This window comes from Tsukamurella sp. II2bb (assembly GCF_057815145.1).
Map to the genome: position 1 here is coordinate 64051 of NZ_JBYPZI010000004.1, position 24227 is coordinate 88277.

General features: G+C 71.6%; 13 protein-coding genes. 8 read left to right on the plus strand and 5 right to left on the minus strand.

Going from position 1 to position 24227, the window contains the following annotated elements:
• Positions 1-45: 45 nt before the first annotated feature.
• Both AC21LY_RS11045 and AC21LY_RS11050 read left to right on the plus strand, forming a co-directional pair.
• A complete protein-coding gene (locus AC21LY_RS11045) occupies positions 46-495 on the plus strand; it encodes a transcriptional regulator (protein WP_489046514.1) in 450 nt (149 codons plus the stop codon).
• Positions 492-869, plus strand: coding sequence for a DUF3817 domain-containing protein (locus tag AC21LY_RS11050; protein ID WP_489046515.1), 378 nt, complete (start codon positions 492-494; stop codon positions 867-869). Before AC21LY_RS11045 ends, AC21LY_RS11050 begins: the two co-directional genes overlap by 4 nt.
• 67 nt (positions 870-936) lie before the next feature.
• Here AC21LY_RS11050 and AC21LY_RS11055 read toward each other — a convergent pair whose 3' ends face one another.
• A complete protein-coding gene (locus AC21LY_RS11055; RefSeq protein ID WP_489046516.1) occupies positions 937-2715 on the minus strand; it encodes an AMP-dependent synthetase/ligase in 1779 nt (592 codons plus the stop codon).
• 106 nt (positions 2716-2821) lie between these two features.
• Between AC21LY_RS11055 and AC21LY_RS11060 the strand changes: the two genes are divergently transcribed.
• From AC21LY_RS11060 to AC21LY_RS11070, 3 genes are all read left to right on the plus strand, one after another.
• On the plus strand, positions 2822-4627 hold the full coding sequence (locus AC21LY_RS11060; RefSeq protein ID WP_489046517.1) for a DEAD/DEAH box helicase: 1806 nt from the start codon (positions 2822-2824) through the stop codon (positions 4625-4627).
• 108 nt (positions 4628-4735) lie between these two features.
• The gene (locus tag AC21LY_RS11065) at positions 4736-8953 is read left to right on the plus strand and encodes an AAA domain-containing protein (protein ID WP_489046518.1); all 4218 of its coding nucleotides are present in this window, start codon (positions 4736-4738) and stop codon (positions 8951-8953) included.
• A 122-nt stretch (positions 8954-9075) separates the two neighbouring features.
• On the plus strand, positions 9076-10086 hold the full coding sequence (locus tag AC21LY_RS11070) for a PDDEXK nuclease domain-containing protein (RefSeq protein WP_489046519.1): 1011 nt from the start codon (positions 9076-9078) through the stop codon (positions 10084-10086).
• A 6-nt stretch (positions 10087-10092) separates the two neighbouring features.
• On the opposite strand, the gene AC21LY_RS11075 is transcribed toward AC21LY_RS11070, so the two are convergent.
• The 3 genes from AC21LY_RS11075 to AC21LY_RS11085 form a co-directional block, all read right to left on the minus strand.
• Positions 10093-10899: a shikimate 5-dehydrogenase gene (locus tag AC21LY_RS11075; protein ID WP_489046779.1), complete on the minus strand. Its 807-nt coding sequence runs from the start codon at positions 10897-10899 to the stop codon at positions 10093-10095.
• 72 nt (positions 10900-10971) lie between these two features.
• Positions 10972-11574 carry a DUF3558 domain-containing protein gene (locus AC21LY_RS11080; RefSeq protein ID WP_489046520.1) on the minus strand — a complete coding sequence of 201 codons (603 nt, stop codon included), beginning with the start codon at positions 11572-11574 and terminating at the stop codon, positions 10972-10974.
• Positions 11571-11951, minus strand: a complete 381-nt coding sequence (locus tag AC21LY_RS11085) for a hypothetical protein (protein ID WP_489046521.1) — start codon at positions 11949-11951, stop codon at positions 11571-11573. The genes AC21LY_RS11080 and AC21LY_RS11085 overlap by 4 nt, the downstream gene beginning before the upstream one ends.
• Positions 11952-12074: 123 nt before the next feature.
• Between AC21LY_RS11085 and AC21LY_RS11090 the strand changes: the two genes are divergently transcribed.
• Entirely contained in the window at positions 12075-13355 is a 1281-nt protein-coding gene (locus AC21LY_RS11090; RefSeq protein WP_489046522.1) for a hypothetical protein, read from the plus strand.
• Here AC21LY_RS11090 and AC21LY_RS11095 read toward each other — a convergent pair.
• Positions 13330-14148 carry an SIR2 family NAD-dependent protein deacylase gene (locus AC21LY_RS11095; protein WP_489046523.1) on the minus strand — a complete coding sequence of 273 codons (819 nt, stop codon included), beginning with the start codon at positions 14146-14148 and terminating at the stop codon, positions 13330-13332. The two genes, AC21LY_RS11090 and AC21LY_RS11095, sit on opposite strands and share 26 nt — an antisense overlap.
• 307 nt (positions 14149-14455) lie before the next feature.
• On the opposite strand from AC21LY_RS11095, the gene AC21LY_RS11100 reads away from it, so the two are divergent.
• The gene (locus AC21LY_RS11100) at positions 14456-23761 is read left to right on the plus strand and encodes a fatty acid synthase subunit beta domain-containing protein (protein ID WP_489046524.1); all 9306 of its coding nucleotides are present in this window, start codon (positions 14456-14458) and stop codon (positions 23759-23761) included.
• A gap of 17 nt (positions 23762-23778) precedes the next feature.
• Positions 23779-24162: a holo-ACP synthase AcpS gene (gene acpS, locus AC21LY_RS11105; RefSeq protein ID WP_489046525.1), complete on the plus strand. Its 384-nt coding sequence runs from the start codon at positions 23779-23781 to the stop codon at positions 24160-24162.
• Positions 24163-24227: the final 65 nt, after the last annotated feature.

Here is a 24227-nt window from a genome sequence, read left to right on the forward strand (position 1 = left end):
TACCGTCATTCGGGCATCGGCGCCGTGACGGGTACCTTCGAAGGCGTGAAACGTCGTCGCCATCGTCCCGCGCTGATCGCGTTCGTGGTGATCGCGGCCGCGGCGTGCCTGGCACTGGGCTGGTGGCAGTGGGGGCGCTTCGAATCGACCGCGGGCTCCGCGCGCAACCTCGGCTACGCGATGCAGTGGCCCCTGTTCGCCTTCGCCTTCCTCTGGGGCTACAAGCGCTTCGTCCAGCTCGAGGACGAGGCGGAGCTGCACGACCAGCTCGCCGCCGAGGGGGAGACGGACACCGTCGACGAGCGGACCGCCCCCGGGGCGCGGCAGGCGACGACGGCGCCCGCGCCGCTGACGGCGATTCCCGAGGGTTTCCTACCGGGCCGGGCGGCGGCACCGTCGGAACCGGACGCCGCGCCGGACGACCCGGCGCACGACGAGTACAACCGGCTCCTCGCCGAACTGGCGCGGAGTGAGAACCTCGAGGAGAAGAAGTGACCGACGCACCCGCGCCGACGGCGGAGAAGCTGGCGGCCAAGCGCCGCGACCAGGTGAAGGGTGCCCTGGGCCGGTACCGGTTCATGGCGAACTTCACCGGCTACTTCCTGCTCATCCTGTGCGCCGAGATGATCTACAAGTACCTGCTGGCGCCGGCCTTCGACTGGCCGATCCCGGGCTGGATCGGCCTGATCGCGATCATCCACGGCTGGGGCTACTTCATCTACCTGATCCTCACGCTCGACCTGGGCGTGAAGGTGCGCTGGCCGGCCCCTCGCTTCCTCCTGACGCTGCTCGCCGGCACCATCCCGCTGCTCGGCTTCTACTTCGAGAAGAAGAACTCCGACGAGATCCGCGCGAAGTTCGACCTCTGACGCGCGGTAACGAGAACGCCGCCCGCTCCCGGAAGGGAACGGGCGGCGTTCGTGGTAGGGCAGCGGCTCAGGCGTAGATCTCGGCCACGTCGTCGGCGTACTTGTCCATCACGACATTGCGCTTGACCTTGAGCGTGGGGGTGAGCTCGCCGCCGTCGATCGTGAAGTCGGTGGCGAGCACGCTCCACTTCTTGACCTGCTCGGCCTTGGAGACGAGCGCATTCGCGGTCGCCACGGCGGAGGCGATCTCGGCGAGCAGCGTCTCGTTCGCGGCGGCCTCCTCGATCGTCATATCGGCGCGCAGGCCGTGCGCCGAGAGCCACCCCGGCAGGGCCTCCTGGTCGAGCGTGATCAGAGCGCCCACGAAGGGCTGCTTGTCGCCGACGAGCATCGCCTGCGAGACCAGCGGGTGCTGGCGCAGCGCGTCCTCGGTCTGCGCGGGCGCCACGTTCTTGCCCGCGGCCGTGACCAGGATCTCCTTCTTGCGGCCGGTGATAGTCAGGTAGCCGTCGGCGTCGAGCGAGCCGAGGTCGCCGGTGTGGAACCAGCCGTCCTGCAGGGCCTCCGCGGTCGCCTCGGGCAGGCCCCAGTAGCCGCCGAAGACGACGGGGCCGCGCAGCAGGATCTCGCCGTCGTCGGCGATCGCCACCTCGTTGCCGGGGACCGGCCGGCCGACGGTGCCGATGCGCTGCTCGGTCGGCGTGTTGCAGGTGATCGCCGCGCTGGTCTCGGACAGGCCGTAGCCTTCGTAGACGGTGACCCCGGCACCGCGGAAGAAGTGGCCCAGGCGGGCGCCGAGCGGGGCGCCGCCCGAGACGGCGCAGGTGCAGTTGCCGCCGAGCGCCTCACGGAGCTTCGAGTACACCAGCTTGTCGAACAGGGCGTGCTTGAGCCGCAGGACGAGACCCGCCCCGCCGGTGTCCCGGGCCTTGCTGAACTCGATCGCCGTCTCGACCGCGGCCTGGAAGATCTTGCCCTTGCCGCCCTCCTCGGCCTTGGCGCTCATCGTGTTGTAGACCTTCTCGAAGACGCGCGGCACGCTGAGGATGTAGGTCGGCTTGAGCTCGCCGAACAGACCGGTGAGGTTCGACAGGTCCGCGGTGTGCGCGACCCGGATGCCGTGCTGCACCGCCGCCACCGAGATCGCGCGGGCGAAGATGTGGGCCAGCGGCAGGAACATCACCGTGCTGGCGTTCTCGCCGGCCATCTTGTCGAGGCCCTCGTGGATGGCGTCGTACTCGCTGAGCAGGTTGTCGTGGGTGAGCACGACGCCCTTCGGCTTGCCGGTGGTGCCCGAGGTGTAGACGAGAGTCGCCTCGGCGTCGGACCCGACGGCGTTCGCCCGGGTGAGGTAGTCCTCGTCCGCGACGGCGGCACCGTCGGCGATCAGGGCGTCGACCAGGCCCTCGTCGATCACCCACACCTGCGTGTCGGCGGGCACGCCCTCGGCGATCCGGTCGGCGGTGGCGCGCGTGTCGGTGATGAGCGCCACAGACGCCGAGTCGGTGAGGATGTGCTCGACCTGTGCCGCCGAGTTCGATTCGTACACCGCCACCGTCGAGCCGCCGACGGACCAGTTGGCGTAGTCGAGGAGCGCCCACTCGTACCGGGTGGGGCTCATGATCGCGATCCGGGTGCCCGGCTCGACGCCGCGGGCGATGAGCCCCTTGCCGACGGCGGTGATCTGGTCGTTGAACTGCGCCGCCGTCACGGGTGACCAGCCGGAACCCGAGGGGCGCAGGAAGAGCTCCGTCGACGGGGCCGACGCCGCGAGGGTGCGGACGCGGGTGGTCAGGTTGTCGGACGGTGCGTGGGTTCGGGTCGGTTCCGTGGACTCGATGCGCAACTTCATCTCCTCGTGCAGATAGTGGAATGCCCACAACCTATCGGACCATGTCCGAATCCGATAGTGTTTCGCGTGCGCGACGGATAGCGCATATGCTGGGGAAACAATGTCTGATGAATTCGGTGCCGAGCGCACCGCCCCCGCCGCTGTCGAGACCGACGTGCAGGCTTCCGAAAGTGTGACCGATCCGGTGTCGTTCCTGGACCTCGGGATCGATGAGCGCGTCCTGCGAGCCCTCGCCGAGGTCGGGTACGAGAGCCCGTCGCCGATCCAGGCCGCCACCATCCCGCCCCTGCTGTCCGGCAGCGATGTCGTGGGCCTCGCGCAGACCGGCACCGGTAAGACCGCCGCGTTCGCCGTGCCCGTGCTCTCCAAGATCGACGGCGAGAACCGCACGCCGCAGGCGCTGGTGCTCGCGCCCACCCGCGAGCTGGCGCTGCAGGTGTCCGAGGCCTTCGGCAAGTACGCCGTGCACATGCCGAACATCACCGTGCTGCCCATCTACGGCGGCCAGAGCTACGGCGTGCAGCTCTCGGGGCTGCGCCGCGGCGCGCAGATCATCGTGGGCACGCCGGGCCGGGTGATCGATCACCTGTCCAAGGGCACGCTCGACCTGTCGAACCTCGAGTTCCTGGTGCTCGACGAGGCCGATGAGATGCTGACCATGGGCTTCCAGGAGGACGTCGAGCGGATCCTCGCCGACACCCCGGAGTTCAAGCAGGTCGCGCTGTTCTCGGCGACCATGCCGCCGGCGATCCGCAAGATCTCCAAGAAGTACCTGCACGATCCGGTCGAGGTCACCGTCAAGTCCAAGACCGCGACCGCGTCGAACATCACGCAGCGCTACCTGCAGGTGGCGCACCAGCGCAAGCTGGACGCGCTCACCCGCCTCCTCGAGGTGGAGGAGTTCGACGGGATGATCATCTTCGTCCGGACCAAGTCCGCCACCGAGGAACTCGCGGAGAAGCTGCGCGCCCGTGGGCACGCGGCCGCCGCGATCAACGGCGACATCGTGCAGGCGCAGCGCGAGCGCACGATCGGCCAGCTCAAGGACGGCAAGGTCGACATCCTGGTGGCCACCGACGTCGCGGCCCGCGGTCTCGACGTGGAGCGGATCAGCCACGTCGTGAACTACGACATCCCGCACGACACCGAGTCCTACGTGCACCGCATCGGCCGCACCGGTCGCGCCGGCCGCAAGGGCGACGCGCTGCTGTTCGTGACGCCGCGCGAGCGGCACCTGCTGCGCGCCATCGAGAAGGCCACCCGGCAGCCGCTCACCGAGATCGGGCTGCCGTCCGTGGAGGACGTCAACGCGCACCGCGTGGAGAAGTTCGGCGAGTCCATCACCGAGAACCTCAGCAACGACCATCTCCAGATGTTCCGCCGGCTCATCGAGGACTACGTGGGCGCCAACGACGTGCCTCTGGTCGACGTGGCCGCCGCTCTCGCGCTGCAGTCGCGCGACGGTGCCTCGTTCCTGCTCAAGCCCGACCCGCCGGAGCGTGAGCGCAACGCCCGGGACCGCAAGGACCGCGACTTCGGTGATCGCGACGCGCGTCCCGCGCGCGGCCGGGACCGGGATCGCGAGCCGTCGACCCATCGCAAGACGGGCCGGCCGATGGTGCCCTACCGGATCGCCGTCGGCAAGCGTCAGCACGCCACCCCGTCGCAGATCGTCGGTGCCATCGCCAACGAGGGCGGCCTGCGGCGCAGCGATTTCGGCCACATCAGCATCCGGCCGGACCACAGCATCGTCGAACTGCCCGACGATCTCGGGCGCGACGTCTTCGACGCGCTGGAGCGCACCCGCATCTCCGGCCAGTTGATCAACCTCGAACCGGACCCGGGCGCACCGTCGGGCCGGCCCACCGCGGGCAAGCAGCGGTTCCGGGCGGGCCGCAAGCGGTGACGACCGGGTCGGCGTTCGTCGAGGGTTGTATTAACCTTTAGTCAAGGTGTAGTCCGAATGGGTGCGCCGCCTGTCGGTTGCAGCCGACCCGAGAGACTCGAGGAGCGCATGACCGCCGCCGGTGACCAGGGCGACGGCCCGGGTGGCCGTCGGGATCGCGTCGTCCGCCTGCTGCAGTACCTGGACGAGCTGATCCGGTCCCGCTCCGTGGTCGCGCGGGACCTCGACGATCACCTCGCGGTGCTCCCGCTGACCGGCGACGGGGCACTCACCGACACCTGGGACGCGGACGCCAAGCCCGGCGCGACGATCTTCACCGTCCCGCGGGACGACGCCCCGGACTCGCCGTACGCGCGGCTGCTCCGCGTCTTCGACGAGCTCGCGGACCATCCCGAGTCGGTGGAACTGGTGCTCGCCTCGGGTCTGCTCACCGCCCGCGACGGCGACACCGCCATCCGGGCGCATCTCCTGACCCAGCCGGTGCTGCTCGAGCGCGACCGCCGCGGCAAGCGGTTGACGGTGGTGCTCCCGCGCGACTCCGTGCCGCGTGTCGAGGACTCGCTGCTGCTCGCCGGGCTCCCGTCCTTCGACCTCTCCGGGTCCGCCGAACTGCAGGCGCAGCTGCGCGAGAACGCCCGCACCGTGCTCGATCCCGCGTGCCAGGAGTACACCGCGACGTGGCTCGGCGCCGCCACGAAGGATGCGGGCGCGCACATCGCGTTCGCGCCCGCGCTCCTGCTCCGCACCCGCGGCTCGGCGCCGCTGCTCGGCTTCTACGACGCCATGAAGGCCGACGTCGCCGATCCCGGCCGGGACGTGCCGATCGGGCTCGCGCAGCTGGTGGAGGGGATCAGCCCGGACGAGCGGATCCGGCAGCTCGCCGCCGACGGCGCGATGAGCCCGCTCGAACTGCTCGACGAGGCGTACTACGTGCTGCCCTCCAACGTCGAGCAGCGGGACATCCTCGCGCATATGGGCGCCGACTCCGGCGTCGTCGTCGAGGGACCGCCCGGGACCGGCAAGACCCACACCATCGCCAACCTCCTCGCCGCGCTCCTCGCCAAGGGCCAACGGGTGCTCGTCGTCTCCGAGAAGGCCCAGGCCCTCGCCGTGCTCGAGGAGAAGCTGCCGCCGGACGTGCGCCAGCTCGTCGTCTCCGTCACCGACGTGACCAAGGACGGCTCCGCCTCCCTCGCGGCGTCCGTCACCGAGATCGCCACCCGCAAGTCCACGTACTCCGAGGCCCTCGCCGACGCCGAGATCCGGGACCTGCGCGCCAAGCGCGACCGGGCCGTCGAGCGGCGCGAGGAACTCGTCCGCCGGGTCTGGTCGCTGCGCACCGCCGAGAGCGAGGAGTCCGACTGGGTCACCTCCGCCTACTCGGGCAAGCCCGCGGAGATCGTCGCGCAGGTGCGGCGGGACGCCGAGAAGTACTCCTGGCTGCCCGGTCCGATCGACGGTGCCGTGCCCCCGCTCGACACCCGCGAGTTCGATCGGCTGGTCGCACTCCTGCGCCGCAACGACGAGCTCTTCTCTCGCCGCCTCGCGCACAACCTGCCAGACCTGTCCGAGATCCCCGACGCCGACGAACTCGAATCGCTGTGTGCGGTCCTGGCCGACTCACCGCTCGCCGGCATGGACGGCGGGGCACTGGCCCACGTCCTCGGCGGCATGGACGCCGACCGGCTGAGGGCGGTCCGGGCCCGGGCGGACCTGATCGCGGAGCTCGTCGACCGGGTGCGCCGGTACCCGCCGTCCGCGCAGCTGCTCGCCGAGGACATGCTGCTCGGCGACCGCGCGCACCTCGCCTCGCGCCTGACGGGGCTCGAGGAGAAGATCGCCACCGCCCGCAACGCCGACGACGAACTCGGCGGCGCCGTCGTCGAACTGAGCGACAACCCGGACGCGCATGACCGCGCCGCCATCGAGGAGTACGCGCGTCACCTCGCGATGGGCAATGAGCCGCGCAAGCGATTCCGTAAGCCCGAGCAGAAGCGGTTCGAGGAGACGGGCCTGGGCATCGTCGTCGACGGTGCCGAGGGCGCCGACAAGGCGCACCTGCGCGCCGCCGTGCAGCACCTCAAGGTCGAGGACGTGATCGGCCGCGTCGGCGAGGTCCTGCGGGCGCTCGGCCTCGAGGCGCCGGATGCCGACCCGTCCGGGCGCACCTCCGCGCGGGGCCGCAGCGAACGGCTCAGCCAGGCCGCGGACCAGTTGCTGCGCGCCCGCACCGTCGTGCGGCTCGTGTCCGAGCGCGACCGGCTGGTCGAGGCGATGCGGGCACTGTCCGAGCACGCGCCGCACCCGAAGGACCTCGCCGAGACGGAGCGGACCGCACGCCAGGTGATCGCGATCTCGGCGGCCGCGGGTGCCCGCGACGCGCACAGCCGGCTCGACGCGGTCCGGGTCCAGGTGCAGGAGATCGTCGAACGCGGGCCCTCGCCCGAGGGCGACGCCCTCGTCGCCGCCCTGCGGCAGTACCGGTACGGACCGATCCGCGACGCCCGCCGCGCGTGGGACGCGGCCCGCGCGGAGCGCGCCGATCGCGGCGCCCTGGACCTGCTCGCGCTGCGCCTGCGCACCAAGGCGCCGGCCCTGTTCGACCTCGTCGCGCGTACCGCCGACGACCCGGTGTGGGACGTCCGCGTCCCCGAGCTCGCCGACGCCTGGTCGTGGCGCCGCGCGGTCACCTGGGCGGCCTCCCGGGTGCACCCGGCCGACGACGCCCAGCTCGAGGCCGACCTGCAGGCCGCCGAACAGGACGTCACGCACTACACCACCCGGATCGCGACAGCGAGCGCGTGGCGGCAGTGCCTGCGCCGCATGACCTTCGACGAGATCCAGGCCCTGCATGCCTACCGCGACCACGTCGCGTCCATCGGCCGCGGCTCGGGGCGGCACGCGGAACGCTTCCGGGTCGCGGCGCGGGAGGCGATGCGCCAGGCACAGTCCGCGGTGCCCGCGTGGATCATGCCCATCTCGCAGGTCGTCGCGTCGATCTCCCCGGAGCGCAACGCCTTCGACGTCGTCATCGTCGACGAGGCCAGCCAGGCCGACATCACCAGCTCCTTCCTGCTGTGGCTGGCGCCGCGGGTGATCGTGGTCGGTGACGAGAACCAGTGCGCGCCCTCGTCGTTCACCGGAGTGAACCTCGACGACGTCTTCGCCCGCCTCGACGCTCGGCTCCCGGACATCCCGCCCTATCTGCGGGACTCGCTGACTCCCCGGTCGAGCCTGTTCACCCTGCTGCGCACCCGGTTCGGGCACACCGTGCGGCTGCGCGAGCACTTCCGGTGCATGCCGGAGATCATCGACTTCTCCTCGCGCCAGTTCTACAGCGACGCGCCGCTGATCCCGGTGCGGCACTACGGCGCCGACCGCCCCGTCCCGCTGCGTGTCACGCATGTGCCGAACGGGCGGGTCGTCGGCGAGGGCGCGCGGATCAGCAATCCGGTGGAGGCGCAGGCCATCGTCGACCAGCTGGTCCGGTGTTTCGCCGACCCGCACTACGCGGGGCGCACCTTCGGCATCATCGCGCTGCAGGGGCAGGGCCAGGTCGACGAGCTCTACCGCCGGCTGCGGGAGGCCATCGATCCCGACGACTGGGACGCCCGTCGTCTCCGCGTGGGTACGCCCCCCGACTTCCAGGGCGACGAGCGCGACGTGGTGATGCTGTCGATGGTCGTCGCGCCCGACTACCGCTTCCGCGCGCTGACCGGCCGCGACTTCCAGCGCCGGTTCAACGTGGCCGCCTCGCGCGCCCGGGATCAGCTGTGGCTGTTCACCTCCGTCGACGAGCACGACCTCAAGCCCAACGATCTCCGGGCCTCCCTGCTGCGCTACGTCACGCGGGCGGATGTCGAAGTGGCGCAACCGATGCCCGTCGACGTCCCCGCCGATCGCCGCGTGGAGCCCTTCGACAACCTCTTCGAGCAGCAGGTCTTCGTGCGGCTGCGGGACATGGGCTATCACGTCAACCCCAAGGTCGTCGTCAACCACCGGTCCATCGACCTGGTGGTGACGGGGGAGCAGGGCAAGCTCGCCGTGGAGTGCGACAGCGCCGACTTCGCCTCGACGCCGGAGCAGGCGCGGTCGGACATCGAGCGCGAGCGGGAGCTTCGACGGTGCGGTTGGGAGTTCGTTCGCGTGCGCGAGTCCGTCTTCGCCACGGACCCCGACGCCGCCATGTCCGTCGTGGTGCAGGCCCTCGACCGGCGCGGCGTGCACCCCCTCACCCTGCAGCGCGCGCTCACCGTCGGGGAGCGGGCCTCCGACGGGTCCGTCGAGGTGTGGGAGCCCGTCGGGCTGGACATCGATACGGAGTAGACGGCTCGAAAACTTGTCGGTGGCTTCGGCGAGACTCGGGTGAGTCGATGCACCCGGGGGAGGCCGAAATGTCCGAAGGATCTGGAGGAGGCGGGCGGGATCGCGTACCGCCTGCGAGTGACGTGCCGGTCGGCTACGCCGATTGGCTCGGCGGCCTCAAGCAGCGGATAGCGCAATCGCAGCAGCGCGCAGTCGTCGCTGTGAACACCGAGCTCGTCCTGCTGTACTGGCACATCGGACGTGAGATCCTGGAGCGCCAGTCGGCGCACGGTTGGGGACGTAAGGTGGTCGAAAGACTGTCGCAGGACCTTCGCACGGCGTTCCCTGAGATGAAGGGATTCTTGCGCGCGAACCTGATGTACATGCGCGCTTTCGCTGCTGCGTGGTCGCAGAGCGAAATCGTCCAACAGCCTGTTGGACGAATTCCGTGGAGTCACAACATCGTGCTCTTGACCAAGCTGAAGGACACAGACGCGCGTGTCGCTTACGCGCGAGCGGCCCTGGAGTACGGATGGTCCCGGACGTCGCTCGAGTCCCATATTGCGAAGAGGACGATCGAGCGTCAGGGCCTGGCGGTCACGAATTTCGACCGCACGCTACCGCCGGACCAATCCGGGTTGGCACGGGAAGCGCTGAAGGACCCTTACAAGCTCGACTTCCTCGGGTTGGGAGCGGAGGCGGAGGAGCGGGCGATCGAGAAGGCGCTGGTCGACCACATCACCGAGTTCCTGTTGGAGCTGGGCGCCGGGTTCGCGTATGTGGGGCGTCAGGTGCACCTGCGGGTGGGGGAGGAGGACTTCTTCCTCGACCTGCTCTTCTACCACCTCAAACTGCGGTGCTACGTGGTGATCGAACTGAAAGCGACGCGGTTCAAGCCGGAGCACATCGGGCAGCTCGGTTTCTACATGACCGCGGTCGACGCGGACGTGAAGCATCCCGACGACGGCCCGACCATCGGGCTCCTCCTCTGCAGGGGCGGCGACAAGGTCGTCGCCGAGTACGCGCTGCGGGACACATCGAGGCCGCTGGGAGTGTCCGACTACGACCTGGTCCGGTCCCTCCCGGACGAACTGCGCACCGAGCTGCCGACGATCGAACAGCTCGAGCGGGAGCTGGGGGATCCGTCGGGCTAGCCGGGGCTAGGAGCGGGAGTACTCGGAGGCGCGGCGAACGAGCTCGGCGTCGGGACGCACGCCCGTGTACAGCACGAACTGTTCGGCGGCCTGCAGCGCGATCACCTCGGCTCCGGTGATCACCTTCCCGCCCGCGGCCCGGCCCGCGCGCACGAGGGGCGTCTCCGGCGGCATCGCGACCACGTCGAAGACGGTGTCCGCCGCCTCGATGAGCGAAGCGGGGAAGGAGAGCTCCTCCGCGGCGGGGCCGCCCGCCATCCCGACCGGTGTCGCATTGACGAGGACCCGGGCACCGTCGGGCGTGGCGGTCGCGTGCCGGAAGCCGTACAGGCCTGCGAGCGCACCGCCGGTCTCGGCGTTGCGGGCGACTACGGTGACGTCGGCGCAGCCGTGATCGCGCAGCGCGGCGACCACCGCCTTCGCCATACCGCCCGAGCCCCGCACCGCGACCGGCAGTGCCGGATCCACCTCGTGCGATTGGAGGAGGGAGGCGACGGCCGCGTAGTCGGTGTTGTACGCGTGCAGCACGCCGTCCTCGTTGACGATCGTGTTGACCGAGTCGATCGCGGCGGCGGACGGCTCCATCACGTCGATCAACGCGATCACGTCCTCCTTGAAGGGCATCGAGATCGCGCAGCCGCGGATTCCGAGCGCCCGCACCCCGCCGATCGCCGCGGGCAGGTCCGTCGTGCTGAAGGCCTTGTAGAGGTAGTTCAGGCCCAGCTCGCGGTACAGGTAGTTGTGGAAACGGGTGCCGATGCTGCTGGGGCGGCCGGAGAGCGACATGCAGAGCACGGTGTCGCGGTCGGGCATGGCGATCGAATCGTTCACCCGGTCGACCCTAATCGGATCGTCGCGCCGTCGTGGTCGCTCCGTGCCGTTGGCCTACTCGGGGGCCTTGGTGATGGCGAGGGAGGCGAAGGCGACGGCCTTGTCGCATTCGACGGTGCGTCCGGGGGAAGGGTCGACGGGTTGGGCTGCGGTGGTACTCACGATGGCGAACTCGGAGACGAAGACCGCGATGCAGTACTCGCTTTCGATCGCGACGGCGAGGGGGCGGCCGTGGACCGTGCGATCCGGCTGCCAGGGGAGCATGCGCATCTTCTGCTTGTACTCGTCGAGGGTGAGCTTGTTGCCGACGAGTTGTGAGTAGCGGATGCCCTTCCCCGTGGCCCTGCTGAAGCCAGTGGACTGCCAGTGACAGCCGCGGTAGTTGGCGCCATCGATCTGGGCGGCGTCGCTGACGGTGGACGGGTCGATGCCCAAGGTGCGGAGTTCGTCGTTGGTGTAGGCGCTGCAGGGCTCGAACGTGGTTCCGTCGGTGCGCTCGTTGGTGCGGTTCTTGATGGTCGGCGTGAACGGCAGTGGTTTCGGCGACGTCCGCGGTGACTTGAGCGCCGAGGTCGCCTCGCCAGCGACGTTCGTCGCGCACCCGGTGATCGCGATCGACGCCGCGAGGAAGACCGCCAGCGTGGTGCGGCGGTTCATGCGCGGATCACGCGGTTGATCTGTTCCTCGCTGACGCCCTCGGTACGCAGGATCTCCCGGCCGATCTCGCGGATGGCGGTGGCCATGGTGCGCGCCTCGGCTGCCTGCGCCAGGTACGTCTTGCGGATCGACCGCTCGTGCTCGACGACCCCGAGCCGGATATTGAAGGTGGCGTCCTCGCCCTCCGTGGTCGGCCCGAGGTGGTTCTGCGAGCCGACGTCACGGATTTCGTCCGCCGCAGCCTCGACCCGGTCGGCGTGCCGCTCCAAGGCCCGCGCGAGCTCCTCCTGGACATTGCCGTCCGAGACCATGTTCGGCCGGTCCTTGATGCGCTCCTCGGCCTCGTCGATGATCTTCGCGAGTGTTCCGTCGGACATGCCGCTCCCTCATCCTCGACAGCTCCCTATGGATTGGACGCACCAGCACGGCGATCGGTTCCCCATCGGCGCGGGAGAAGATTCTCGGAACCGCGCGCCCGCCTGATGCGTCCAACTGATGTGGTGGATTTTCGCGCGGTGGGCGGCACCGACTTCATGACGCATTCCTACGCGGAGATCCGGGCGATCGCGCGGAAGAACTCCCGGAGCGGGCTGGATGCGGACGCGCAGGCGGTCGGCAAGGCGATGGCGAACCACGCCCAGAGCGTCGCCGAGCTCGCGCGGGACGCCGCCGCACTCAGGCGGCGGTGGACCGGGGACGCCGCTACCGCGAGTTTCGGTGAGGTCGGCGGCTTCGTCTCGTCGTCGTACCTGATCGACCGCGAATCGACGGGGGCCGCGGGCCGCTTGTCCGGCCTCGCGGGCACGGCGGGAACCGTCAACGAGAGGTTCAGCGATCTCGAGGAGCTCCCGCCCGGGACGACCCCGCTGATCGCGCGGACCTTCCGGGCCACGGTCGCCGCCGAGCTGTCCCAGGTCTACACGGTGCCCGTGCAGACGGACGCGAGCTCGATGCCGCTCGCCGCGCAGACGCAGAAGGTGACCTTCGCGACGGGCGACGGCGAGATACCCCAGAAGCAGGACGGCTCCATGGGCACCGAGGCTCCTGCGCCGGACTCGGGCGGGAACGGCGCCGGGGACGGGACTGGTGCCGGGGACGGGGCGGGCGGCGCACCGTCGGACACGGGAACGCGAGCGGAGCCGACCTCGGCGACCACCGACGACGCCTCGACCGCCCCGGGGGACGGAGAGCGAGCAGGGACGGGCGCCGGGGGCGCGCCGGCGACGGGTGCGGGGACCGGGACCGGGTCCGGCGGCCAGGGCTCGGGGGCCGGGGCGGCCCCGTCGTCGTCCGGCGCGGAGGAGGCGGGCGGATCCCCGACCGACGCGGGGGCCTTCGACCCGGCCGCGGACCCGGAGCAACCCTCGTCGCTGCTGTCCCCGGCGGCGGCCGTCCCGCACACGTCGACGGGGCGGACCGGCGCCGGGGTGTCCGGCCTGTCCGGAGGGCGTGGGGGCGTCGGGCAGGTGGCCTCTCCGCTGGGCCTGCGGCAGGACGCGGCCGTCGCCCGCGCCGCCGCCCCGGCCGGCACGGGAGCGACGGGCACCGGGGCGCGCCCCGCGTCCGGTCCCTACGGCGTGCCTCCCGCCGGCGCCGGCGGCCAGCGCGGGCAGGGCGACGGGCGGCACCGCGTGCCCGCCTACCTCATCGACCGGAAGAACGGAGAGGAACTGGTGGGGGACATGCCGCTCGTCGGGCCGGGCGTGATCGGCCAGTGGAGGTCCGACGGTCCGCCGGACGCCCCGCGTCCGCCGGCTACGCCCGGGCCGCGTCCGCGTTGACCGCCGCGACCAGCGCGGGGAGCGTGGTCGCCGCGGTGCCTCGCCAGTGGTACGAGGCGGCCGCGCTGAGCGGGGTCCACTCCAGGTTGATCTCGATCACGGGGATGCCGGCGGCGAGCGCGGATTCCGGCAGACGGGCCGCGGGGTGGACGAGGCCGGACGTACCGACGACGAGTACCGCGTCGGCCATGAGCACCGCCGCCTCGGCCCGGCTCCAGGCGTCCAGCGGCAGCGCCTCCCCGAACCAGACGATGCCCGGCCGGACCGCGGACAGGCACTCCATGCACGTGGGCGGCGCCGCCCGCAGCGCGGGCGAGACGTCGGCACCGTCGGGCAGGAAGGCGTCGGCCCCGCGATAGGGCCTGCCGCAATGCTCGCACCGGGGCGCGAACAGGCTTCCGTGGAGATGGGACAGGACGGTCGAGCCGGCGCGTTCGTGCAGGTCGTCGACGTTCTGGGTGATGATCGAGACCCTGCGGCTCCGCGCCAGCTCGGCGAGGGCGAGGTGTCCGGCGTTCGGCTCGGCCCGGCGTGCGATGTGGGCGCGCCACTGGTACCAGCCCCAGACCAGCGCACTGTCCCGGCGCCAGCCGTCCACGGACGCGATCGCCTCGGGGTCGTACTGCTCCCAGAGTCCGGTCTGCGCCTCCCGGAACGTGGCGATTCCCGATTCGCGGCTCATGCCCGCGCCGGTGAGCACGGCGATCGATTCGGCGGAGCGGACCCGGTCCAGGACCTCGGCGGGAACGGACGGCGCGTCGGAGCGGTCGACAGGGGGCGGTCCGGGCTGCATCGGCTCAGCCTACCGAGGCGCGACGGGGCGATCGACGAGATAACGATTCGGTAACAACTCCTACTCGCGGGAAACATCGGTGACCGCCATCACCCGCCGGAAGACCTGCGTGGATTCATGGGTGTATCGGCATTCGAATACACCCGTGAATCGATATGTCCAAGCTACTGGCCGGTATACCCACTGGTTACATATCCGCACGTCAGAGGTAGTGCGAATCCTGTGGTCTCATGGGATACGGGTTTCCGCGGGCCTGCCGCGGACGCGCCGTCATTCGGCGCGCAGTGACCTGATCCGAGGGAGATTCATGACTGTCGACGACTTCGTCACCGCCAATGCACGCATCGCCAAGGGACCGCGGAGCAACGACGCACTGGTGGACAGGTTGGCGGCGGGGGAGCAGTACGCCCTCACCTTCGGTGGCCAGGGCGGCCCCTGGCTCCCCGGCCTCGTCTCGCTCCTCGAGCAGACCGGCCTGGCCGACGATCCCGAGTACCGCGAGCTCTTCGACGGCTTCGTCGCCCGCGCCGACAGCGTGCTCGAGCCCGTCCGCGCCGAGCTGCTCCGCGCCCAGGCGCTGACCTTCGACCCGATGCGCTGGCGCGACGCCTCCATCGCCGCCTCCGAGGCCGAGACCCCCGACGAGGAGGACGAGGACGGTGCCCAGCCCGCCCCCGGCTCGCGGCGCGTGCTCGCCCCGCAGGTCGACGGTGCCGTCTTCTCCGTGCCCGGCGTCCTGTTCGCGCAGCTCGTCGCGCTGTACGGCCTCGAGGCCCAGGGGCTCGACCCCTGGGACGTCCCGCCCGTCGCCGCCATCGGCCACTCCCAGGGCCAGCTCGCCGTCTCGGCCTACGCCTCGCGCGGCAACGAGGGCGACCTGCTCGCCATCGCCCGCCTGATCGGTGCCGCAGGCCGGGTCGTCGCGCGCCGCAAGGGCCTCGTCGCCCTCGGCGGCGCCACCCCGATGATGGCCGTCTCCGGGGTCCGCCAGGACAAGCTCCAGGCGCTGCTCGCCGACTTCACCGCCACCGTCGCCTTCGACGCCTGCGGGCCCGTGCTCGCGGTGCGCAACAACCGCAACGCCTTCGTGCTGACCGGCACCCCGAAGCTGCTCGCCGGCTTCCGCGAGTTCTGCGAGTCGGTCGCCGAGGCGGAGGAGGAGCAGCGCAAGGAGAAGCTCACCGGCGGCGCCGCCTTCGCGCCGAAGTTCGAGGACGTCGCGGTCGACATCGGCTTCCACCACCCGGCCCTCGCGGAGGGCGTGACGCTCGTCAGCGAGTGGGCCGAGCGCTGCGGCCTCGACGTCGAGACCGCGCGCCGCCTCGCCGCGGCCGTGCTCGTCGAGCAGGTCGACTGGGTCGCCGACGTGGACGGTGCGATCGCCAAGGGCGCGCGCTGGCTGATCGACCTCGGCCCCGAGGACATCGCCACCAAACTCTCCGCCGCGCCCGCGCGCGGCCGCGGCGTGGGCCTCGTGCCCGCGACCACGCTGCGCGGCGCCCGCAACCTCTTCTCGCCCGGCGGCGTCCCCGAGCTGCCGCTCGCCTGGTCGGAGTTCTCGCCCCGCGTGGTCTCGCTGCCCGACGGCCGTACCGTGCTGTCCACGCGCTTCACCGAGCTCACCGGGCGCAGCCCGATCCTGCTCGCCGGCATGACGCCGACCACCGTCGACCCCGGTATCGTCGCCGCGGCCGCCAACGCCGGCCACTGGGCCGAGCTGGCGGGCGGCGGGCAGGTCACCGAGCCGATCTTCGCCGACAACGTCGCCAAGCTGACCTCGCTCCTCGAGCCGGGTCGCGCCGCGCAGTTCAACTCGCTCTTCCTCGACCCGTACCTGTGGAAGCTGCAGCTCGGCGGCAAGCGGATCGTGCAGAAGGCCCGCGCCGCGGGTGCCCCGCTCGACGGCGTGATCATCACCGCCGGCATCCCCGAGCTGGAGGAGGCCACGGCTCTCGTCGAGGAGCTCACCGAGGCCGGCATGCGCCACGTCGCCTTCAAGCCCGGCACCGTCGAGCAGATCCGTCAGGTGGCCCGCATCGCCGCCGAGGTCCCGCAGTACCCGATCATCGTGCACGTCGAGGGCGGCAAGGCCGGCGGCCACCACTCCTGGGAGGACCTCGACGAGCTGCTGCTCGTCACCTACGCCGAGCTGCGCGACCGCAACAACATCGTGCTCGCGGTCGGCGGCGGCATCGGCACGCCCGAGCTGGCGGCCGAGTACCTCTCCGGCGAGTGGTCGCGCAAGTACGGCGCCCCGGCGATGCCGGTCGACGGCATCCTCGTCGGCACCGCCGCGATGGCGACCCTCGAGGCCACGACGTCCGACGACGTCAAGCGTCTGCTCGCCGAGATCCCGGGCACCCCGGACTGGATCGGCGCCGGCCACGCCGGCGGCGGCATGGCCTCCGGCCGCAGCCAGCTGGGCGCCGACATCCACGAGATCGACAACACCGCCTCCGCCTGCGGGCGCCTGCTCGACGAGGTCGCCGGCGACGCCGACGCGGTCGCCGCGCGCCGCGACGAGATCATCGCCGCCATGGCCGGCACCGCGAAGCCCTACTTCGGCGACGCCGACGCCATGACCTACGCGCAGTGGCTCGAGCGCTACCTCGAGCTCTCGGTGGGCACCCGCGAGCAGGTCGCCGCCGCCGATCCGAACCGGTTCGGCGACTACGGCTGGCTCGACATCACGCACCAGGACCGGTTCCTGTCGATGCTGCACCGCGCCGAGGCCCGCCTCGCCGAGGAGGACCGCGGCCCCATCGAGACCGCCTTCGCCGACGTCGCCGCCACCGACGACGCCTACGCCGCGCTCGATGCGCTGCTGCAGCGCTACCCGGAGGCATCGTCGACCCGCCTGCACCCGGCCGACGTGCCCTTCTTCGTCTCGCTCTGCCGCACCCCGGGCAAGCCCGTGAACTTCGTGCCCGTCGTCGACAAGGACGTCCGCCGCTGGTGGCGCTCCGACTCGCTGTGGCAAGCCCATTCGCCGCGGTACTCCGCCGACGAGGTGTGCATCATCCCCGGCCCCGAGGCCGTCGCCGGCATCACCCGTGTCGACGAGCCGGTCGGTGACCTGCTCAATCGCTTCGAGGCCGAGCTCGTCCGCCGTCGCCTCGGCGAGGGCGTCGTCGCGGAGGCTGTCCCCGGCCGCCGCGTGGTGCCGGGCGTGGAGTCCGTGCCGCTCGCGCGGGCCCTGGCCGCCACCAACGTGCTGTGGGCGGGTCGCCTCGTGCACAGCCCCATCGCCCGCCTCGGCGCCGGCAGCACCTGGACCGTCGAGGCCGACGGTGACTCCGCGCTGCACGCCGGCACGGGCGCGCGCCTGCGGGTGACCGGCCCGAACGCCGTCGTCCTGGAGATCCCGGTCTCGGGCACCGACCTCGTCATCCCGATCCAGGTCCCGGACAGCTGCGCCGACGGTGGCGTGCCCGTCATCGAGCTCGGCGAGGCCAGCGAGGCCATGTCTAAGCTGGTGGCCCTGGCCGCTGCGGGCGACCTGCCGGCCGTCACCGAGGAGAACGGCGCTGCCGCCGCCTCCATCGAGTTCGAGTTCCGCGCCGAGGACGCCGCAGACCACGCGGCCATCACCGCGGACAGTCTGCCGGTGGGCCTGTCGGCCCTGTACGGCGACGAGCAGCTGGCCGTGCCGGACGCCTTCGTCGGCCTGTGCTGGCCCGCCTCCTTCGCCGTGGTCGGCGCCGCCACCACGGCCGAGGGCCGCCCCGTCGTCGAGGGCATGCTCGACCTGGTGCACCTCGATCACGCGATCGAGCTGGCCGCGAACCCGACGCCCGGCGCGTACCGCGCCACCGCGCGCCTCGAGGACGTGACCGCCACCGACATCGGCACCGTGGTCACCATCGGGATCGACGTCCGCGCCCCCGGCGCCGACGCCCCCGCGGTCACCATGACCGAGCGCTTCGCGATCCGCGGCCGCACCGGCGACGCCGAGCTGGCCGACCCGCAGCCCGCGGGCGGCGCGCGCGGCGAGACCGCCACCGAGACCCCGCGCAAGCGGGTCCGCCAGGCCGTCGTGAACGCTCCGCAGGACATGAGCGGCTTCGCCGCCGTCTCCGGCGACCACAACCCGATCCACACCTCGCAGGTCGCCGCCAGCCTGGCCGGCCTGCCGGGCCCGATCGTGCACGGCATGTGGCTCTCCGCGGCCGCGCAGCAGGTCGCCTCCGCTTCCAACGGCGACGTCATGCACCGCAAGATCCGCGGCTGGACCACCCGGTTCCTCGGCATGGTCCTCCCGGGCGACGAGGTGCAGTTCACCGTCGAGCGCGTCGGCATCGACCGCGGCGGCGAGCTGCTCGAGATCACCGCCCGCGTCGGCGACGATCTGGTGATGGCCGCCTCAGCGGTGGCCTTCCCGGCCGTCACCGCGTACGTCTTCCCCGGCCAGGGCATCCAGGGCAAGGGCATGGGCCTGAACCAGCGCTCGCGCAGCAAGGCCGCCCGCGAGGTCTGGGACGCCGCCGATGCGCACACCCGCGAGAACCTCGGCTTCTCCATCCTCGCCGTGGTCCGCGACAACCCGCTGTCCATCCGCGCCAACGGCACCGTCTACAGCCACCCGGACGGTGTGCTGTACCTGACGGAGTTCACCCAGGTCGCGATGGCGACCGTGGCGTGCGCGCAGCTGGCCGAGCTCACCGAGATCGGCGCCCGCGTGGACGATCCGATCATCGCCGGCCACTCCGTCGGTGAGTACAACGCGCTGGCCTCGGCGGGCGTCCTGCCGCTCGGCACCATCCTCGAGACCGTCTTCCACCGCGGCCGCATCATGCAGCAGCTGGTGCCCCGCGACGAGCAGGGCCGCAGCCCGTACGCGATGGCCGCGCTCCGCCCCGAGCTCTTCGACGTCGATGACGCCGAGATCGCGCAGTGGGTCGAGGGCAACCTCGAGGGCGCGGACGAGTTCGCCGAGATCGTCAACCTCAACCTGCGCGGCGCGCAGTACGTGGTGGTCGGCAACCAGGCCGGGCTCGCCGCGCTGGAGAAGGCGATCGCCGAGCGCACCGGCAGCCCGAAGGCCTTCCAGCTGGTCCCGGGCATCGACATCCCGTTCCACTCTTCGGTGCTGCGCGACGGCGTGCCCGAGTTCGCCGAGCGCCTGCAGGAGCTGGTGCCCGCCGAGTTCGACTACACCAAGCTGGTCGGCAAGTACCTGCCGAACCTGGTGGCCCGCCCGTTCGAGCTGACCGCCGACTTCGCGCTGTCGATCCTCGACGTGGTGCCCAGCGAGCCGGTACGCGAGCTCGTCGCCGATTGGGATCGTGCCACCGCTCCCGCGGAACTCATGGCGACGGCCCGCACGCTGCTCATCGAGCTCCTGGCGTGGCAGTTCGCCAGCCCGGTCCGGTGGATCGAGACGCAGGATCAGCTGCTCATCGACACCGACCACGGCGGCCTCGGCGTCGAGCGCTTCATCGAGGTGGGCCTCGCGTCCGCCCCGACGCTCGCGAACCTCGCCAGCCGCACGCTGGCGCTGGCCTCGTACCAGCGGGCGGCGGCGACCGTGCTCAACGCCGAGCGCGACGCCGCGAAGGTCTTCGCGACCGACGAGGACGTTCCGGAGAACGACGGTCCCGACACGGCCGAGGCCGCGGCACCCGCCGCTGCGCCGGCGGCCGCCCCGGCCGCCGCTCCGGTGGCGAGCGCACCGTCGGGCGGCCCCCGTCCGGCCGACCTGACCTTCGACGCCGCGGACGCCACGCGCGCCATGATCGCCATCTGGACCAAGATGCGTCCGGACCAGCTGGAGAAGACCGACACCATCGAGACGCTGTGTGACGGCGTGAGCTCGCGCCGCAACCAGCTCCTCCTGGACCTGGGCAGCGAGCTCAACCTCGGCGCCATCGACGGTGCCGCGGAGGCCGACCTGCCCACCCTGGCCGGCACCGTCACCAAGCTGGCGCGCACCTACAAGCCGCTCGGCCCGGTGCTCTCCGAGACCGTCGGTAACCAGCTGCGCAAGCTCCTCGGCTCCACCGGCAAGCGTCCGAACTACATCACCGAGTACGTGACCGGCACCTGGGAGCTGGGCCCCGGCTGGGCGCAGCACACCGTGCTCGCGCTGGCCACCGGCACCCGCGAGGGCGCCTCGGTCCGTGGCGGGGACCTCGCGACGCTGCTCGACGGTCCGGTCTCCAACGCGGCCGCGCTCGACGCGCTGATCGACCGCGCGGTCGCCGAGGTCGGCGCCGCGCAGGGAGTGCCCGTGGGCAAGCCCTCCGCCGGCGGCGGGGGCGGCGGCGCCACCGTCGACGCCGCGGCGCTCGCCGAGTTCACCTCCGCCATCACGGGCGAAGACGGTGCGCTCGCCGCCTCGGCGCGCGTGCTCCTGCAGAAGCTGGGGCTCGAGAACGAGGAGGGCGGCCTGCCGGAGCTCGACGACGAGTCGGAGAAGCTCGCGAACCTGATCGCCACCGAGCTGGGTGACGACTGGGCGAGCACCGTCGCCCCGGCGTTCGACGCGAACAAGGCGCTGCTGCTCGACGACCGCTGGGCCAGCGCCCGCGAGGACCTGCTCCGCGTGTGGAACATGGACCCCGCGACGTTCCCGACCTTCAGCAAGCACATCCTGGAGACGGCCAAGGGCGCTGGCCAGGTGCTCGTGAACCAGGCGCGCTGGTGGGAGGCCAAGGCGATCGAGACCGGCCGGACCGAGCACGCCCAGGCGTACAAGTTCCTGGCCGAGCTCGCGGAGTCCACGCCGGAGCCCGGTGAGTACAACGGCGAGGTCGCCGTCGTCACCGGTGCCTCCGCCGGGTCCATCGCCGCGGCGGTCGCCGGACGTCTGCTGGCCGGCGGCGCCACGGTCATCTGCACCACGTCGCGCCTGGACGACAAGCGGATCACCTTCTTCAAGGAGCTCTACCGCACCAGCGCCCGCACCGACGCGGCGCTGTGGGTGGTCCCGGCCAACATGGCGAGCTACGCCGATGTCGACGCGCTCGTCGCGTGGATCGGCGAGCGCCAGGCCGAGACGGTGGGCCCGTACACGACGGTGCACAAGGAGGCCCTGGTCCCGACGCTGCTGTTCCCGTTCGCGGCGCCCCGCGTCTCGGGTGACATGTCCGACGCCGGCCCGCGCGCCGAGCTGGAGATGAAGATCCTGCTGTGGTCGGTGGAGCGGCTCATCGCCGGCCTCGCCGCCATCGGCAAGGACGTCGACCTGGCCTCGCGGCTGCACGTGGTGCTGCCCGGCTCGCCGAACCGCGGCATGTTCGGCGGCGACGGTGCCTACGGCGAGGCGAAGGCCTCGCTGGACGCGCTCGTGACCCGCTGGAACGCGGAGAAGTCCTGGTCGGAGCGCGTCACGCTGGCCCACGCCATCATCGGCTGGGTCCGCGGCACCGGCCTGATGGGCGGCAACGACCCGCTGGTCGAGGCCGTCGAGGCGGCGGGCGTGCGCACCTGGTCGACCTTCGAGATGGCCGACCAGCTGCTGAAGAACGCCACCCCCGAGGCGCGGGAGCGGGCCGCGACGGCCCCGCTCTTCGACGACCTCACCGGCGGTCTGGGCGGCGTGAGCCTGGACATGAAGGCGCTGGCCGAGCAGGCCATGGAGGCGCGTCTCGCCGAGGCGGCCGAGGCCGACGACGAGGGCACCATCCCGGCTCTGCCGGGCGCCCCCGTCGCCACCCTCGCCGATCCCGAGTGGGGCTCGATCGAGGCGCGGCCGGAGGACATGGTCGTCATCGTCGGCGCCGGCGAGGTCGGCCCGTACGGCAGCTCGCGCACCCGCTTCGAGATGGAGGTCGACGAGCGGCTCTCCGCCGCGGGCGTCGCCGAGTTGGCCTGGGTGACCGGCATGATCACCTGGGAGAACGACCCGGAGCCGGGCTGGTACGACGCCGAGTCGGGCGACCTGGTGCCCGAGGCCGAGCTGGCCGACAAGTACCACGACGCGGTCGTCGAGCGGTGCGGCATCCGCGAGTTCAGCGACGACGGCGACATGATCGACCAGACCGCCCCGCTGCTGGTGTCGGTCTTCCTGCCCGAGGACATGTCCTTCGTGGTGGCCAACGAGGCCGAGGCCCGCGCCTTCGTCGACGCCGACGCCGAGAACACCGTCGCCGTACCGATGGAGTCGGGCGAGTGGCGGGTCACCCGCAAGGCGGGCACCGAGATCCGCGTGCCGCGCCGCACCAAGCTGCTGCGCAGCGTGGGCGGTCAGGTGCCGGACGGCTTCGACCCGACCCACTGGGGCATCACGCCCGAGATGATGGAGTCGGTCGACCGCCTGGCCCTGTGGAACCTGGTGGCCACCGTCGACGCCTTCATCTCCGCGGGCTTCGAGCCGGCCGAGCTGATGGAGTACGTGCATCCCTCGCACGTGGCGAACACGCAGGGCACGGGCATGGGCGGCATGAGCTCGATGCGCGACCTGTTCATCAACACGCTGCTGGGCGAGCCGAACCAGAACGACATCCTGCAGGAGGCCCTGCCGAACGTCGTCGCCGCGCACGTGGTGCAGAGCTACATCGGCAGCTACGGCGCGATGATCCACCCCGTCGCGGCGTGCGCCACGGCCGCGGTCTCGGTCGAGGAGGGCGTCGACAAGATCAAGGTCGGCAAGGCGCTGTTCGCCGTCACCGGCGGCTTCGACGACCTGTCCATCGAGGGCATCACCGGCTTCGGCATGATGCAGGCCACCGCGGACAGCGAGAAGATGCTGGCCAAGGGCATCAGCCCGCGCCGCTTCTCCCGCGCCAACGACCGCCGTCGCGGCGGCTTCGTCGAGTCCAACGGCGGCGGCACGATCCTGCTCGCCCGCGGCGACATCGCGGCGAAGATGGGCCTGCCGGTCCTCGGCGTGGTGGCCTGGGCGCAGAGCTTCGGCGACGGCGTGCACACCTCCATCCCGGCACCGGGTATGGGCGCGCTGTCCGTGGCCGCCGGCGGCCCGGAGGCGCCGATGGCGCGCAGCCTGCGGCAGCTCGGGGTCTCGGCGGACGACGTCTCGATCATCAGCAAGCACGACACGTCGACCAACGCCAACGACCCCAACGAGGCGAACCTGCACGAGCGGATCGCGGCCTCGATCGGCCGTTCCGAGGGCGCCCCGCTGTTCGTCGTCTCGCAGAAGTCGCTGACCGGCCACGCGAAGGGCGGCGCCGCCGCCTTCCAGCTGATCGGCATGTGCCAGATGCTCAACAACCAGGTGGTCCCGCCGAACCGCAGCCTCGACTGCGTGGACGACGAGATGCGCAAGTTCCCGCACCTGGTGTGGTTGCGCGAGACGCACCGCTTCGACAACAGCTTCCGCCCCAAGGCGGGTCTGCTCACCTCGCTCGGCTTCGGCCACGTCTCGGGCCTGATCGCGGTCGTGCACCGCGACGCCTTCCTGGCCTCGCTCGACGAGGCGGCGCGGGCGGAGTACCTGGCGACGGCGCGGGAGCGCGAGGTCGCGGGTGCCCGGGCGGTGCTCTCGGCCATGTGCGGCCGGTCGGCCCTCTACCGCAAGCCCCCGGCGGGCCGGCGCTTCGGCGCCGACGCCACGTCGGAGGCGACGGATCGTAGTGAGGCGGCTCTGCTCCTCGACGAGGCCGTGCGGCTGGGACCGGACGGCACGTACTGCGCCGACGGGTGCCGGTAGCCCGATAGGCTTCCGCCATGGCCGTGGTGGGAGTCGGGATCGACGTGGTGCACGTGCCCGGGTTCGCCGAGCAACTGGCGCAGCCCGGGACCACGATGCTCTCGTCGTTCAGTCCCGCCGAACGGCGGGACGCCGCAGGGGACGTGCGTTCCTTGGCCGCCCGGTGGGCGGCCAAGGAGGCCGTCTTCAAGGCCTTCTCGTCGAGCTTCTACGCCCAGCGGCCGGCCGAGAAGGAGGTCGGTGCGCGGGAGGTGGAGGTGGTCTCCGATGCCTGGGGGCGTCCGGCGGTCCGGGTGTACGGCAGGATCGCCGACGATCTGGGGCCGGGGGTGACGATCCACGTGTCACTCACCCACGACGGTGATACCGCGGCGGCGTTCGCGGTGATCGAGAGAACGTAAAGAGCACGACGGTCCGGGATCGGACTGCAGTCGGGCAGAGGATTGAGCCGAAAGGGAACAAGCGA

What these genes read in the sequence shown, in the direction of transcription:
- AC21LY_RS11060 (WP_489046517.1), top strand. Translation starts at nt 2,822, where the DNA reads ATGTCTGATGAATTCGGTGCCGAGCGCACCGCCCCCGCCGCTGTCGAG.
- AC21LY_RS11065 (WP_489046518.1), top strand. Translation starts at nt 4,736, where the DNA reads ATGACCGCCGCCGGTGACCAGGGCGACGGCCCGGGTGGCCGTCGGGAT.
- AC21LY_RS11075 (WP_489046779.1), bottom strand. Translation starts at nt 10,899, where the DNA reads ATGCCCGACCGCGACACCGTGCTCTGCATGTCGCTCTCCGGCCGCCCC.
- AC21LY_RS11080 (WP_489046520.1), bottom strand. Translation starts at nt 11,574, where the DNA reads ATGAACCGCCGCACCACGCTGGCGGTCTTCCTCGCGGCGTCGATCGCG.
- AC21LY_RS11085 (WP_489046521.1), bottom strand. Translation starts at nt 11,951, where the DNA reads ATGTCCGACGGAACACTCGCGAAGATCATCGACGAGGCCGAGGAGCGC.
- AC21LY_RS11095 (WP_489046523.1), bottom strand. Translation starts at nt 14,148, where the DNA reads ATGCAGCCCGGACCGCCCCCTGTCGACCGCTCCGACGCGCCGTCCGTT.
- AC21LY_RS11100 (WP_489046524.1), top strand. Translation starts at nt 14,456, where the DNA reads ATGACTGTCGACGACTTCGTCACCGCCAATGCACGCATCGCCAAGGGA.
- acpS (WP_489046525.1), top strand. Translation starts at nt 23,779, where the DNA reads ATGGCCGTGGTGGGAGTCGGGATCGACGTGGTGCACGTGCCCGGGTTC.